This is a genomic window from Fibrobacter sp. UWH6, assembly GCF_900142465.1.
Taxonomy (GTDB): domain Bacteria; phylum Fibrobacterota; class Fibrobacteria; order Fibrobacterales; family Fibrobacteraceae; genus Fibrobacter.
Genome location: NZ_FRAX01000001.1, coordinates 113165 through 128797, shown reverse-complemented (window position 1 = coordinate 128797; position 15633 = coordinate 113165). Strand labels below are relative to the sequence as shown.

The following is a 15633-nucleotide window of genomic DNA, read 5'->3' as shown; positions in this document are numbered from 1 at the left end:
ATGCCGCAGGCTATTCAATTAGGCGTCGCCGCAGCAGCCGTGCTTGACACGGTCAGCGACTTCAGCGCGCTTTGCGTTGTTAAAACGATCTACGGTACCCACCAGGTAACCGGTAATGCGACGGATACGTTCGAAGCTTACGCCTTCGCCATACATGGATTTTTCTTTTTCGCTCATTTTTTTCTCCTTGACTAATTCAAGCCTAGTTCGTTTTCCTCTTATCTTGTTCCCTTCAAACCTCTTTGGCCATTATAGCCAATTCCGTGCCAAAAACCGCCCTAGCGAATTCCCAGGAATGCGGGCATGCCCGGGAACTTCTTGCGAAGTTCCTCGATCTTCTGAGGATCGATGGCGTGACCATCTGCGCGACCGCAACGGGGGCAGCAGTCATTGATGACGCCGACGTAACCGCAAACGGGGTCACGGTCAACCGGGTGGTTAATAGAGCCGTAGCCAATGCCGGACTTTGCCATAAAGCGAACGATCTTTTCGAAAGCATCCAGATTCTGGGTCGGATCGCCATCCATTTCGATGTAGCTGATATGGCCCGCATTGGTGAGGGCGTGGTACGGAGCTTCAAGTTCAATCTTCTTGAATGCGCTAATCTTGTAGTATACCGGCACATGGAAGGAGTTGGTATAGTAATCGCGGTCGGTAACGCCCGGAATAACGCCAAACTTCTTCTTGTCCATACGGAGGAAGCGGCCAGAGAGGCCTTCTGCGGGAGTAGCGAACAGGGTGATGTTCACGCCCAGACGCTTGGATTCGCTATCGCAGAATTCACGCATGTGCTGTACAATTTCGAGACCCAGGCGCTGAGAAGCCTCAGATTCGCCGTGGTGCTTTCCGGTGAGAGCCACCAGAGTTTCGGCAAGGCCGATAAAACCGATAGAAAGCGTGCCATCCTTAAGAACTTCGCGAACTTCGTCGTTCCAGCCAAGCTTATCGGAACCAATCCAGATGCCCTGACCCATGAGGAAGGGGAAGTTCTTGACGCGCTTGCGGCACTGGACTTCCATACGTTCCAGGAGCTGATCGCGGACCAGAGCCAGCATACGGTCCAGTTCCTTGTAGAACAGATCCAGGCTCTTCATCTTGATTGCGATGCGAGGAAGGTTGATGGAAGTAAAGCTCAGGTTGCCACGACCGAAGGTAATTTCGTGATCGGGGCGTGCAGAGTTACCGATAACGCGGGTACGGCACCCCATGTAAGCAATTTCAGTTTCGGGATGGCCCGGCTTGTAGTACTGCAGATTGTACGGAGCATCCTGGAAGCTGAAGTTGGGGAAAAGTCTCTTTGCGGAAACACGGCAGGCCAACTTGAACAGGTCATAGTTGGGATCACCTGGATTCATGCTGACGCCTTCCTTGACACGGAAAATCTGGATGGGGAAGATTGCGGTTTCGCCACCACCCAGACCTTCTTCAGTGGTAAGGAGCAGGTTGCGCATGACCATCTGGGCTTCGGGAGCGGTACACATACCGTAGTTGATGCTGGAGAACGGAGTCTGGGCTCCGGCACGGCTGTGCATAGAGTTCAAATTATGCACGAAAGCTTCCATAGCCTGGAAGGTAGCCTTGTCCGTTTCTTCGTAAGCCTGCTTTTCGGCAAACTTCTGGGCATGCATGGTAGTTTCAACGCCGTAGGTCTTGGAAAGTTCGTGTGTTTCGGTTTCAACGAAGCGTTCGTTGGGAACCAAAGTTGCAACCATTCCCATTTCAGCCATTTCTTCGTGAAGCTTCTTGACTACGGGGCGAACTTCTTCTTCGCTCTTGCCAGCCAGAAGCATAAGGGCCTTGACCATGTTGTTCAGGTAGGCCTTGCGATAAGTAATGCGGACGCCATCGGCCATGGCGTAATCAAAGTTAGGAACAGCCTGACCGCCATGCTGGTCGTTCTGGTTAGACTGAATGGCAATAGCAGCCAATGCGGCATAGCTACGGATATCCTTGGGTTCACGGAGGTGGCCATGACCGGTATTAAAGCCATTCTTGAAAAGCTTCAGCAGGTCGATCTGGCAGCAAGTCATGGTGAGGGCGTAGAAGTCCAGATCGTGGATATGGATATCGCCTTCGGAGTGAGCACGGCTGTGTTCCGGCTTCAGCATCATCATGGTGTAGAAATGCTTAGCAGATTCGGAACCGTACTTGAGCATGGTGCCCATGGCGGTATCGCCATCGATATTTGCGTTTTCGCGCTTGAGATCGGATTCCTTTGCAGAACTGAAAGTAATGTCGCGGAGGGTGTGCATAAGGCGAGTGTTCACTTCACGAACACGGGTACGTTCTGCACGGTATAGGATGTAGCTCTTAACGGTATCGGCATAGCCGCCTTCTGTAAGGGCCTTTTCTACAGCATCCTGGATTTCTTCAATATCGGGGGAACTCTTGCCGCTGGCTTCCAAAAGGGAAACAGCTTCGGCGGAAACCTTGAGAGCGGTGCTGTTAAGAATATCATCGTTGCCGAGGAGGCTCATCTGGCTCTGCGCGGCCTTGATCTGATCATCAAGTTCGCCGGAGGCACGGAATGCCTTAACAATGGCGTCAGCAATCTTTTCGATATTAAACGGCATTTCTCTGCCGTCGCGCTTCTTAACAGAAACAATCATCGTCATCCCTTCGGCCAGCCGACACAAAATATCGAATCTAGCCCCGCAAAAATCGTAATATTCTCTTCAATCCTATCGTGTCAATCACCGAAATCAGTCTACCAAAACCGCCTTTTTTCCTGAATACTCAAGCAAAACGCCAATTTCTTACAATAAACTTTTTATTTCGCGATTTCACTACATCTTGTGTTCAAGCACCACACCCAACCACAAGATGTGGCCTACAAGATAATAAAACATAACTCCCTTGTGGATGTTATTTCTTAAAATTTTCAAAAAATTTTCTGAGTTTTCCTCAACGGCAAGCCTATCAACAATCTGTAAACACAGCATATTTTTAACGCATCAATCGCTAACTCTTTATATCATAAGTAGTTAGACTAAAGTAGCATTTTCGTAAGTTTTCTACAAATTAAAATTAAACTTTTTCTTTACAAAAGTTTTGCTTTTTCTCAAAAATAAAGTATACTCAGGGTATAACCTTAGGGATGGTTAAGGAGATACAAAAATGAATAAAAAAATCATTGTCGCTGCAGTCGCAGCATTATCCGCCGTTTCCATGGCAGAAACCGTCAACAACGATATCTGGTTCAACGGAACAAGTCAAATCGCCAACACCACAAAAGAAAGCCTGGAACCCAATTACGAGAATCCCTCTTACTGGTATGATTACGACGACCGTGCCAACGATAAAGGCGGTTCCTACATTAAGTACCTCTACGATTCTACCGGCAATTACGGCTCTTTCATCCAGCCAATGATCGACAGTTTGGGTTACATCTTTGTAAAGTATGTACTTGTGGACCCAACTACCACAGGTCAAAATGAAGAATACCCATACAATTTCGTCGGAATGGGCTTCAACCTTGTAGGTGCAGCACAGGCCTCCCTCGACATAACCTCCGCCGAGGGTCTCTGCGCCACATACACATCAGATGATGACGTCACATTGACGATTGACGCAGACGGCACAGGCAACGCCTCCTGTTCAGCCAAGCTAACCAAAACAGCCACCCCGACTTTGGTCGATCTGGACTTCAGCAAATTCAGCCAACCCACGTGGACACCTGCAGCACAGAAGGTTTCCAGTTGTGCTGAAGCTTTTGCAAAGGCAACCGCGGTCAAATTCCAAATTGACGGACAGGCTTCCGACGCCCAGGGCGCATTGCGCATTTTCGAGGTCGGTCCCAAGGGAACTTGTAAGGGAGAAAAGGCTGTTTCCCAGAAAGAAAAGTCTGCAAACTCCTGTGACCATCACGCAGACCCAGACGCCATTTCTCAGAAGGCAGTCTCTGCAGCAAACGTAAGCCTTTCTGGCAGAATCCTTTCCTTTAGCGGAATCAAGAGCGCCTCTTACGAAATTGCAAACGTCCAGGGCCAGGTCGTAAAGAGCGGCAAGGTCGAAGCATCCATCAACTTGGCAGGCCTCAAGGCAGGAATCTACATGGTTCGTATTTCGGGCAAATCCGTAAATATGAACAAGAAGATCCTTCTGAAGTAAAAAGTCATACTTTAAAGAATAGAAAGAGGATTCCGGCAACGGGATCCTCTTTTCGTATGTCGAAACGCAGCCGCGGACACCGTAGGCGGGAAAAGGGAATGTTCGTCCGCAGTCTCCGAGGGGTCTCGCGCCCAACTCCATTCTTACGATAAAACAAAAAGAACCACTCAATGAGTGGTTCTTTTGTTTTAGAGCGGGAAAAGGGACTCGGACCCTCGACCCCGACCTTGGCAAGGTCGTGCTCTACCAACTGAGCTATTCCCGCGAGGATGGCCCATATATAGCTATTTATTTTTCACTTGTAAAGGGATATGGGCCATTTTTTCAACTTTTTTTTAAAGTTTGCTTTTTTTACCTGCGATTCAACATATTAGCCAGGAAATTTACCCCTACGGCTACCACAATGGTAGTGGTCATGCTGATCAAGGGCATCCAGGGCCAGCTAAAGATTCCGCCGAGAACTGCAGGCACACCGAAAGCGGGGATTCCCTGAACGAGTATCAGGCTACCCATACCGCAGAGGACGGCAATGATGACGCACCAGCCACGAAGTTTCTTGGGACTATCATCGCCACCGAACAGTTTATTGGCGAAAAAGGCCAGCAGGAACATGCCCAGCAGCGGTCCTGTAAAGAGGCCCGTAAAGAACACGGCGTTCTTCAAAAGGCTCCCCTGCTGGGTAGCGGCAAAGAGTGCGCCGAACACGCCCAGAACACCCCACAGCACCGTCCAAAGCTTTGCGCGCTTGAGACCGCCCAGGCCTTCATTTTCCTTCCAGCCAAAGAAATCTCTTTCAGAAGTATTGCTGAGAGAATTGATGGCGCCAGAAAGAGAGCTCATGGCGGCTGCACAGATAGCGGCAACAATCAGGCCGGTTACACCCTGGGGCAGACCATTTACGATAAAGTAAGGAAAGACGTCATTCTGTCCGAGACCTGTAGGAAGAGGAGCCGCGTGGGCCGTCTGGTAGTAAACATAAAGGGCGGCACCAACCCAGTAGAATAGGATAGAAACCACAACACCCAGCACCATGGACAGCACGCTGGAACGGTTAGCCGCCTTCACGTCCTTGCAACTGAGGTAGCGTTGTACAAACTGCTGGTCGCAACCGCGGATGGCGATTTCAAGAACGGCGTAAGCAAAGCCTGCAGAAATCAGGGTGCGGGCATTGGAGATATCCAGGCTACCGTCGAACCACTTTGTCTTGCCGGCCTCCCCTGCCATGCGGGCCATTTCGCCAAGGCCACCTACAGAATTGGAAATGATGAGAAGCACCAAGGCGCCACCGCCAAAGAAGACGATGAACTGCATCACGTCGGTCCAGATGACAGCCTTGATACCGCCGAACCAGGTGTAGAAAATGGCCACTGCCGCAGAAACGATAATCGCCACCTTCAGGTCAATGTGCAAAATTTGAGCGAGCACCAGGGACGGAGCGTACAGCAGAATTCCTGTGCGGAGCAACAAGTGCATGCAGTAGAAGATGGCCGCCAGACGACGGACCGGCCTGCTGAAACGAACTTCAAACAATTCGTAGGCGCTACTAATGCCGGAATTCTGGAATCGGGGAATGAAGACCTTCCCCACCACGAAGATACTGATGAAGGCGCCGATCTGGAACATGAGGAAAGTCATGTTGTCGCCATACACATCGGCAGGAGCCCCCAGGAATGTGGTGGCGCTGACGGAGGTGGCGATAAGGCTAATACCAACGGCAATCCAGGGCATGGATCCACCGCCAAGCATGTACTCCTTCAAGTTCTTGTTGCCGCGGGAAACCCACAGGCCGATGAAGAGGGAAAACAGCAAATAGGCGGCCAGGACCAGCCAGTCAACTAAAGTAAACATCTTCCCTCCTGAAGGGCTTTATGCTTTGGGAGCCATGGATTCTTCGTCAAGTTCGTAACGGACAACGCGGTTACGGCCGCCTTCCTTGGCGCGATACAGAGCCTGGTCGGCGTTGTTCACGGCCTTCTTCATGTCGTGGAAGTCCGGAGTGACCAGGAAGGCGCCAATGCTGACGGAAACCTTGAGGGGCTTTGTCTGATGAACGTCGATGGCCAGCTTTTCGACAGCCTTGCGGATGCGTTCAGCCTTTTCCATCATACCTTCAGCCGTGGTTTCCACCATGCCCACCACGAATTCTTCACCACCGTAACGGGCCACCACGTCGATATCCTTTCGCATTTCGGAGCTGACGGTGTCGGCGATGCTCTTGATAACCACGTCACCGATGGGATGTCCGTAGGTGTCGTTGACGCGCTTGAAGTGGTCGATGTCCATCATGAGAACGCCGATGTTGTACTTCTTGCGGTCGGCGCGAACCTTTTCGGAGCGCAGACTTTCGTGGAGCGTGCGGTGGTTGATAAGACCGGTGAGGCCGTCGCGCATGGCCAGGTCACGGCCATGCTCGAACTTTCGAGCGCGATCGTAGGCGAAGCCTGCGACGCCAGCGAAGGCCTTGAGCAGTTCCTTTTCGTGTTCGCTATACGGTCTGGAGCTGCTGCTTTCAAGGCAGATGGCCATATCTGCAGTAGCCGCATCTGTTTCGGTAGCCACTGGCATCACGAACAGCTGACGCAAATTCAAGTTACGCTTTTCGTTATCGCTAAGGCGGGGCACATATTCGTTGTAACCCGGAGTAAAGCTGCGTTCCACCGGACGGTTGCGCATCATGGCCAGCACGAAGATACCCTTGTCAGAAAGGGTAAAACGCTTCTCGGAGAACTGACTGGATTCGATACCATCGCAGTACACCACACGTCCAGCACTTTCATTCACCTTATTCATGGCAAGAATCGTCAGACGGTCGTAGGCCACGTTAGCCTTCACGTAGTTGATAATCTGCTTATAGATGTCCTTCACAGTCATGGTCTGGAAGAACTTACGCTGATAGTTGTAAAGACCAGCGTACTGCTGCAGGGCGATATGCTTCTGGGCAGAGTAGAAGCCCTTGTAATCAAGCATGGAAATCGCCTTGGCAATATAAACCAGGGCCTGGGCCGTCTTATCGGTAAATGCGTTAGGCGCAGTGGAATCCAGAACCAGGATACCGACGCGGTTGCCGCTATGGTCCAGCATAGGGACAGCCACCACAGACTTCACCGGAGGATTGTCCAGGTAGAACGACAGAACCTTGCTACTAGGCAAATCGCCTTCGAGGATGCGGCTCACACCGGATCTGAACATCTGACTCAGCAGGCTTCCACTTTCCGAAAGCCGTGTGCTGGGATTCACGGACATTTCCTTGTCGTTTACATAATTGCGAACACCCCATTCCCTGGGGTTATTCTGCTGGGTAAACACAATGGCGGTATTCACTCCGGGAACGATGACCTTCAACGCACAAAGCATGTCGGTCATGGCACGGTTAATATCAGCATTGGCACGGGCCCATACCTGGCTCACCTTGAAGGCGGCCTCAGGTTCGTTAGCCCTGTCATGATCATTGCGGAACTCGGAAATCAAATCGGGGGACACAACAGGATTAGTGTTGGTAGATCGGGGCCCGATAGAGATAATGGGAATATTGCTAGTCGGATTCTGGCTGTTAGGACCACCTGCCAGACGAGGACGATTCAACCAGGCCAGTACAAAGGCCACAATGGCAAAGGGAATCAGGAACAGGAGCATTCCACCATGGAACGCCAAGCCAAGCAGAAGACCTGCCACGATAAAAAGTATTTCGGCAACAGACATAGACACCCTATAATCGGAAGGAACGGTACAACATTACTGTCGCCACGCCACCATAGACGAAGTGGCTGATCCATGCCGCCCAGAAAGGCGACAACGCACCATTTTCTCCCATTTTCAATCCTATTCGTTCAAGAATATAATAGCTAAATACAATCAACAGACCAATGCCAAATTTCTGGGAAAGCCCCCCAGAACGGCTATAACGATGGCAAAGTGCGGCACCAATCAGGAGCACAATCAGGTTCATCCAGTGAGCAGACCGCTTAAAGTGCAGTGCGGTTTCCATGGTACGGGTATCTTCACCGGAGCGCTTCAATACCTCGATCCTCTTCTTGACCATTTTGGAATCCATTTCATCGGAAACCTGACGTTCATTAATGAGGTCTTCTGGACGGGTAGAAACTTGGTCACAGGCCTTTTCGCGAACGAACTTGTAGACTTTCACAGAGCCATCTTTCTGGAAGACGCGTCGATGTCCCCGTTCAAACTGCCAGCATCCTTCATCCTCCAGCCAACGGACCACCTTGGCATCAAAGCGTTCCTGGAGGCGACCCTCGTCGCGCAGTAAAAGGAGCACGTCTCGTCCCAGTTTGCTCTTGCCAGAATAATGTCTAAAGAACCAGCTAGCCTTCTCACTGTCGATAAAGGTAAATTCCTGTTTTTCCTTGATGCGGGGATTCTTCTTTTTCTGGGCGTTAGTTTCCATAATTTCCAGACGTTTATGGTTAGCGTCAGGAAGCCAATATTCACTCATTTCATAAGAACCCACCGACACAAGAATTCCAAAAACAAAAATGGGGAACAATGTCTTGAGCGGGCTCTGTCCAGAGCTCTGCATGGCGCTCATTTCCAGGTGGCGAGCCATATTGCCTACGGAAGCCAGGATTGAAATAAAACAGGCCACGGGAGTAATCAAATACACCATGTACGGCAAGTAGCAGACGTAATAGTCCACTGCATCCTTGGTCTCGCGGGTAGACCAGGTCTTGATGTTTCCCACAAAGTCGATAACCACGAACATGAGGACTGCACCAAGAAGCACAATAAGGAACATCTTGAAGAAGTTCCATAGCATGTACCTTGTAAACTTCACCCGAACCTCCCGAAGACTTTCTTGAAGCCCCTACCAAAGAAGCCCTTGACCGCACGAACACCCCTGAAGAACTTGGAGTCTCCCGAGAAGCGGTCACGGACCATGGCGATCGTAATGAAGATACCAAAAATTCCGATAATGATATTGGAAGCCCACATGGCCAGATAAGGACTGACGACCAGACGGTCAGCCAGATTTTCGCCACCAATAAGGCAAATCCAGTAAATCACAAAGAACGATAGACTGTAAAGGATACCTGTACCAATACCACCCTTGCGAGCCATGATTCCCAAAGGCGCCCCAATCAGAATAAAGATAAAGCAGGCCACGCCGGTACTGATTTTCTTCTGGATTTCGACCGTATATTGAGCCTCTCGTTTCAATTCCGCCTCTACACGGCCAAAAGCACGTTCCGTGGTGCGGAGGGCAGACACCTCCTGTACTCGCAGGCGCTGCAGGGACCGGCGGCGTTGGACGGAATCAATCTCGATATTACTTTCCTTGATGTCAGGGACAACGGAGTCACCTACCACATTCTTTTGGAGAGCCACCAATGTACTCAGACGTTTTTCCAGGGCGTCCTTACGGAACTCCACGTACTTCTTTCGCGCGTCATCCACCACATCCTGCATCATCTCAATGGGCATTTCGCGGTCGCTGCGATAACTGCGGTTGCGGCGTTCCAGACGGTCATCCACATTCTTCATGGCCAGATCCTGACTGAAGAATCGGATGCGGAAATAGTTTTCCGGATTATCCGGGTCTGTCATATGGTTTTCGCCACTGCGCAGGCGGAGCATAAGAGTTGCTCCATTGTCAGCGTATTCCATGGAGGCACTGTCGGCATAGACAATACGAGGCGCCCCCTTCTTTTCCATTTCAAAAATTTGAATGCCATACAGGGTACCCGTAGTGGGATCGATATGGTTTACCCAAAGCTGGACCCCCGGGAACTGGGTAATCAGTCGACCCGCATCAATAAAGGCATGGGGCTTCTTGCGGGACACAGCACTCATCAGTTCCACGGAACGGTGGTTGGCCTCGGGCAAGACCCAGTTGTTGAACACCACCATCAGCACCGACACCAGGAGCGAAACAATCAGCACCGGCCTCATCAGGGAAAGGGGAGAAATACCGGCGGCCTTGCAGGCCGTAATTTCCTGGTCTCCGGACAGTCGGCCAAAGGCCATAAGGCTCGCCACAAGAACGGCCATGGGAATAGAAAGGGAAAGCATCCAGGCCAGGTTCAGTACAAAGATTTCAACCACCGTAGAAGTGGGAAGCCCCTTGGACAAGACACTGTCTAGAATTTTGACCAAAAAATCCACTACAAATAGAAACGTAATGCCAAAAAGAGACGCCAGGAAGGGGGCGATCAGCTCTTTCAAGACATAGCGGACTAAAATCATTTTTCTGGACTGCCAATTTTTGCTAATTTACGGCGGTAAAGTTAGAATTAACCAAAGAAAAAAAATGATGCTGTTCAAAAAGATTCCCCTGTTCCTCTGCATTTTTTCTACCGCAGCACTGATCGCCGGATGTTCCTCCAGCGGTCCCAAGATGAAACACACAGAATGGTGTAAGGTTCGCTACGACAAGGCAGAAGAATTGTTCAAGGCAGGCAAGTATGGCCGTACCACAGAAAAGTTGGAAGAGATCCTCTCTACCTGCGCCGGTACCGGATTCATGGAACAGGCCCAATTCCTGTTGGCAGAAAGCTACTTCAATCAGGAAGACTGGATTGAAGCCCGTGGAGAATATGGTAGCTTTATCCTGAACTTCCCCGGCTCCCCCTTCATCGAGACCGCTGAATTCCGCAAGGCCATTTCCTCCTTCAACATGGAATTCCGTGTGGACCGCGACGAAGCCAACACCAACGTGGCCATGAGGGACTTCGAACGTTACCTTTCCAACTATCCGGAATCACCCCTCCGCGATTCCGTGAACTATTACTACCAGCTGCTTATTGACCGTCTGGCAGAAAAGGAATTCCAGAAGGGCCGCCTTTACTGGCGCATGGACAAGTACCAGGCCGCCGTCATCTACTTCAAGGAATTCCTGGAAACCTACCCCACCGCCAAGCGTCGCGAAGAAGCCTTGATTTTCCTGACCAAGTCCTATATCGAACTGGACCAGTTTGAAACCGCAAGACTTTACCTGAACATCGCCCGCAACGAACTGAAGGAAGACGACAAGGACTTCCGCAAGGACATCGAAAAGATCGAAGGTAAAATCGACAAGGCCGAAGTCGCCTTTGCCAAGCGCATGAAGAAGGATTCCGAAAGTAAGCGAATCGAAAAAGAAGAAAAGGATATGCAGAACTGATAATGAAGTTCTACCGGAATATAGCCCTGGCCATCTTGCTGATGGCAATCTCAGCCTTCGCAGACGAAGACAAGGTGGAACATGACCGTTCCAGGCTATCCCTGTTCCTGCAGCCCTCCGTATCGTTCCTCAGTTTTGACCAGCGCAAATACTTTCAGGACGCCATCGACACCATCTACTATAGTTTCCGCGAAGACGCCCAGACCGAAACCGATTCCCTGAACGTGGCCAAGCAGGATTTTCAGAAGGTGAACTTCTGTTTCCCTGTTAGCGCAGGTCTGCAGTTCCAGATTTTTAGGGACCAGTTCATTAGCGCAGGTGTCGGATTCATCTACGATAACGAATCCGTGGTGCTGACCGACCGCAAGGGCAGAACCCACAACTACAGCTACACCATCCAGGGCATGCCCCTGTTCCTGGAATACCGTCTGGGCATCCCCAAAAACCTGATGACACTTTCCGGCGAAAGCCTCTTCAGCATTTCGGTCCGTTGGTACTGGGTACTTCCCGGCACGGAAATCTACACCACCTGGGGCAAGCTAGACGCCAAGACACCCGTTACCGGTGCAGGATTCGGCGTGGGAGTCGGCTACCTGATTGCCAGCTGGAAAAATTTTAACGTGTACGGAGACATCGGCTTCAGCAGTATCTCCGTAGAATCCAACAAGACTTTCGCCGACATCGTACCTGACGGCCCCCAGGAAAAGGCTAAATGGAACATCGGCGGCTTGATGATGCAGGTACGAGTAAGCTTTGGTTTGTGGAACGAACCGGAACCCGTCGAGGAAACCGAAAACAAGGCATCCACAAAGATAGGGACGGACGTCGAAAACGAGACCGCAAACGATAAAGAAAAAGAAATAGAGCCCGCTGAAGCCACACCCGCCGAAGAGCCCGCCCCCGAGGCAAAATGAGTCTGATTCCCGGCGAGCCCCTGCAATACGCAGAAACCCACTTCAAGTTTAAACTCCCCTGGTCCCTGCTTTACAGGCCCTGGCCAGAGATTCTTGTAGACGCCCCCTTCCAGTTTGTACCGGGTTCCAGGCCCACCTTGTGGATCGTGGTCAGGGACGCCCACCGGTTCCCCGTCGTTATCGAAAACATCGAAATAGACTGCCAGCCTGCCACCGCCCAAGACGAATCCGCCCCGCGACAGCAAAACCTTCAAATCGAGGCCAACCAGCAGTTCGGATTCTACCCCGTAGACTTGGGAGACCTTGCACCTGGGACCTACAGCATCCATTGCAAGGTCGCCGTCCACAGTAAGCAAAACGGCAAGGTCAAAAAATTCTCCCGCTGGAACCACCCCCTGCTAAAGCCCGCCCCCCTAAAAATCCGGGTGCTGGCACAGGACTTGCCCAAGCCCGAGGGCTACATCGCCGGCGAAATGCATTGCCACACCCACTACTCCGCCGACCACGTAGAACATGGCGCAACCCCCGCCGTATTCCAGCAGGCAGCAAAGGCCGTGGGTCTGGATTTCGTAAGTCTAACGGACCACGCCTACGATTTCGCCTTCCTCACCGAAGACTACACCCAGGCAGCTCCCTCCCCCATGCCACGCTTCGAAGCCTTGCAGAAGGAAGTGGACCTGTGCAACAGGGCCGAGGACAAGCCCCTGATGATCGCCGGCGAAGAAGTTTCCGCAGGCAATTCCAAGGGAGAGAATGTCCACATGACCGTCCTTGGCTCCGACTGCTATTTGCCGGGCCTTGGGGACTGCGGACGAAACTGGCTCCAGAACCGCCCCACCCTGAAGATTCCCGACCTGCTGAAAATGACAGGCAGCCACTGCTTTGCGGCACACCCCTATCAGGAAATGAGCGGCCTGGAGAAGTTCATCTTCCGGCGCGGTTTCTGGCACTCGGTGGATTTGCAGACCGGCAGCACCCACCCCATCCGCGGCATCCAATTCTGGAACGGCATCCGTGACGAAGGATTCAAGCTGGGGCGAGAATGGTGGATCCAGGAACTGGGCAAGGAAAACTACCTGTTGCCCATCGGCGGAAACGATGCCCACGGCGATATGAATGATACGACCGCAGTCAGGTTACCGCTAATTGAACTAAAGAACAACAGGCATCACGTATTCGGGTACGTCAGAACCGTGGTTCGCCTAGCGCAAAAGCCTTGCGAGAATCCGACGAGCGCCGAAGAAAATATCCCCCAGGCAGACGGATGCCACAAGGAACAGCCCTTGACTCTTGACGACGTGAACGCAGCTTTCTGCGGCGACAACTGTTACATTACTGACGGACCCGCCCTCTGGTGGGAGCGCGTGACAGACCGGGGCGAATCCGCTGTAACGTTCCATGCCCGCAGCACGCCCGAGACAGGCGAAGCCTTCCGCTATGTCCGCATATACGGGCGGCGCCGTTTGTTAAACGGCAAGCTCGCTCCGAAGGAAGAGCTCCACCTGGCAAGCCAGGTGGCCGCCCGCCCCGCCACAGACATTACGGTCCCCTTCGAAGACTTTGCTTACCTCCGTGCAGAATGTCTTACTTCTTGTTACAAGTATGCGTTAACATCTGCGGCAATCCATAAAAAGAACATCTAGTCTTTCCGCAACAATTCGTAATCTTCAGGCATCAAACCTAAACCTTTGTATATTATGTCAGAGGTTTTCCAAGGAGATTCAATGTCAAGGTTCATGTCGCCACTACGCCCCAGATACTTGCGGGACTCCTCGGAAATTCACCCCCATATAAAAATCACGTCCATAACCAGCACGGCACACCCCCCAGCCAACAACACCCTGGACTCCAACGAACAACAAATCGCCAACGAAGAGCAGTCCCTCTCCGAGCAGTCCTTCCCCGAATCCAGTTGCATTGCCGAAGGCACTTTCAGACAAATTCGCGATTACAGCCTAGTCCTTCTTTCCCAGGGCGTAGAGCATCGTCTAGATCGCAGCGAGGAAGGCCCCTTCCAGATTTTCGTATTGCCGGAATTTGAAGAATTCGCCCGCGACCAGATCGCCCTGTACCAAAAGGAAAATCCGCCCAAGGAAGAGAATCTGCCACAGCCACTGAGTTTCAGCCTACAGCCTCTCTGGATTTTTATTCCGGTACTCATCGCCACCCTACTTGATTTTGCCGACGTAGTCAACTTGCATTTACCCGGCGTATCCGACGCAAGCAAAGTTCTAAAAGGACAATGGTGGAGAAGCCTTACCGCACTCACCCTCCACGGCGACGCGCGACACCTGGCCTCCAACATCCTGTGCGGATACATTGTCATGAACATGATTACCTACCGCATCCCCCTGTTGCGCCTAGCTCCCTTTTTGGCAATCTCCAGTGCCGTCGCCAACATCTGCGTTTCCATGACCGTCAAGACAAACTTCAGCGCCCTGGGATTTTCCACCTTCGTTTTCGCCGCCATCGGCTGCCTGGCCGTCATGGAGTTCCGCCTGATGCCTAGGGAATCTCACGGACTCCTGCGCCGTTTTGCACCCCTCTGTGGAGCCACTTCCCTGGCCGTATTTCTCGGTCTAGGAGAAAATGCAGACATTCTAGGACACGGCTACGGATTCATCGCAGGCCTATTCTGCGGACTGATTCCAACGAAAAAGGCGCTCCGCTGGGGAACACCGGTTACATTCGTCGATATTGTCGGTCTGGCCGTCTATTACGGTTTATTCGCCATAGCCTGGACGATGGCACTCTAGACCGTTAGATTTGAACCCTAGAGTTCATTATAATCAAATCCACCATCATCATCTGCATCTATGGCCATAATCTTATTCTTTGTGGGAGACTTTAATGCAATGGCATAGTGCGAAGTGGATCCATACTGAGCGGCAACAAATCCTGCAATGGGAGCCGCAGAAAGGCCAAGCCTAGGTGTAAAAACACCAGCACCAGCCAGCCAATTTTCTTCGCAACTCGCACACTCAAACGCGTTGGTAAAATCAAAGGTCTTGTCAGTAACAAACGTCAAAGGCGGATCCAGATCCATATGGTCAACAGGATCACCAGTAGGCTTAGAACAATCATCACCGATGTACACTTCAATCCTTCGATCGCCGGATTTCTTAAGGCACAGCGTCTCGGATCTTCTGTTAGCATCACTGGCCACACGTTCTAGGAAGGCAGCTGTGTTTAGAGCGGCATCCTTGACGCGGTTATTTTCTACGGCACCCTGAAGGCCCGCCACCCCCATAGCAGAAAGAATGCCCATGATGGCCACAACCACCAATACTTCTACAAGGGTAAAACCTTTGGCTCCAGAAACATTTCTATGTGCGGTAGGATTGCTCATACCTTACAATATAGCTCTAAATTCCCATTAAAATCAGACTTTCTTACTGGGCATGCCCATAATCACTTAGTCTAATCCAAAGTGGAAGTCAAATTGTAAGAAAAAAAGAACAATTGTAAGAATACAATATTACATTCGAATTA

12 protein-coding genes and 1 tRNA gene are annotated in these 15633 nt (G+C 51.4%); 5 read left to right on the top strand and 8 right to left on the bottom strand.

Annotation, left to right across the window (positions count from 1 at the left end):
- Positions 1-18: 18 nt before the first annotated feature.
- Complete coding sequence (gene nrdD, locus BUB73_RS00560; protein ID WP_073155847.1) at positions 19-177, bottom strand: anaerobic ribonucleoside-triphosphate reductase; 159 nt, start codon at positions 175-177, stop codon at positions 19-21.
- 101 nt (positions 178-278) lie between these two features.
- A complete protein-coding gene (locus BUB73_RS00555; RefSeq protein ID WP_073282858.1) occupies positions 279-2609 on the bottom strand; it encodes an anaerobic ribonucleoside triphosphate reductase in 2331 nt (776 codons plus the stop codon).
- 508 nt (positions 2610-3117) lie between these two features.
- Here BUB73_RS00555 and BUB73_RS00550 point away from each other — a divergent pair.
- Positions 3118-4110, top strand: a complete 993-nt coding sequence (locus tag BUB73_RS00550) for a T9SS type A sorting domain-containing protein (RefSeq protein WP_073282855.1) — start codon at positions 3118-3120, stop codon at positions 4108-4110.
- Between the two features lie 192 nt (positions 4111-4302).
- Here BUB73_RS00550 and BUB73_RS00545 read toward each other — a convergent pair.
- From BUB73_RS00545 to BUB73_RS00525, 5 genes are all read right to left on the bottom strand, one after another.
- A tRNA-Gly gene (locus BUB73_RS00545) sits at positions 4303-4375 on the bottom strand.
- A gap of 86 nt (positions 4376-4461) precedes the next feature.
- Positions 4462-5958: a sodium:solute symporter gene (locus tag BUB73_RS00540; RefSeq protein ID WP_073282852.1), complete on the bottom strand. Its 1497-nt coding sequence runs from the start codon at positions 5956-5958 to the stop codon at positions 4462-4464.
- 18 nt (positions 5959-5976) lie between these two features.
- Positions 5977-7809, bottom strand: a complete 1833-nt coding sequence (locus tag BUB73_RS00535; RefSeq protein ID WP_073155836.1) for a diguanylate cyclase — start codon at positions 7807-7809, stop codon at positions 5977-5979.
- A gap of 7 nt (positions 7810-7816) precedes the next feature.
- Positions 7817-8902, bottom strand: a complete 1086-nt coding sequence (locus tag BUB73_RS00530) for an LptF/LptG family permease (protein ID WP_073155833.1) — start codon at positions 8900-8902, stop codon at positions 7817-7819.
- Positions 8899-10311: an LptF/LptG family permease gene (locus BUB73_RS00525; RefSeq protein ID WP_073155830.1), complete on the bottom strand. Its 1413-nt coding sequence runs from the start codon at positions 10309-10311 to the stop codon at positions 8899-8901. The genes BUB73_RS00530 and BUB73_RS00525 overlap by 4 nt, the downstream gene beginning before the upstream one ends.
- Before the next feature lie 64 nt (positions 10312-10375).
- On the opposite strand from BUB73_RS00525, the gene BUB73_RS00520 reads away from it, so the two are divergent.
- From BUB73_RS00520 to BUB73_RS00505, 4 genes are all read left to right on the top strand, one after another.
- Positions 10376-11227, top strand: a complete 852-nt coding sequence (locus tag BUB73_RS00520; protein WP_073233637.1) for an outer membrane protein assembly factor BamD — start codon at positions 10376-10378, stop codon at positions 11225-11227.
- A 2-nt stretch (positions 11228-11229) separates the two neighbouring features.
- The gene (locus tag BUB73_RS00515) at positions 11230-12141 is read left to right on the top strand and encodes a hypothetical protein (RefSeq protein ID WP_073155825.1); all 912 of its coding nucleotides are present in this window, start codon (positions 11230-11232) and stop codon (positions 12139-12141) included.
- Positions 12138-13784 carry a PHP domain-containing protein gene (locus BUB73_RS00510; RefSeq protein WP_073282849.1) on the top strand — a complete coding sequence of 549 codons (1647 nt, stop codon included), beginning with the start codon at positions 12138-12140 and terminating at the stop codon, positions 13782-13784. Before BUB73_RS00515 ends, BUB73_RS00510 begins: the two co-directional genes overlap by 4 nt.
- An 81-nt stretch (positions 13785-13865) precedes the next feature.
- Positions 13866-14897 (top strand): rhomboid family intramembrane serine protease, encoded by a 1032-nt coding sequence (locus tag BUB73_RS00505; protein ID WP_073155820.1) that lies wholly within the window; start codon positions 13866-13868, stop codon positions 14895-14897.
- 17 nt (positions 14898-14914) lie between these two features.
- Here BUB73_RS00505 and BUB73_RS00500 read toward each other — a convergent pair whose 3' ends face one another.
- A complete protein-coding gene (locus BUB73_RS00500) occupies positions 14915-15490 on the bottom strand; it encodes a pilus assembly FimT family protein (protein ID WP_073282846.1) in 576 nt (191 codons plus the stop codon).
- Positions 15491-15633: the final 143 nt, after the last annotated feature.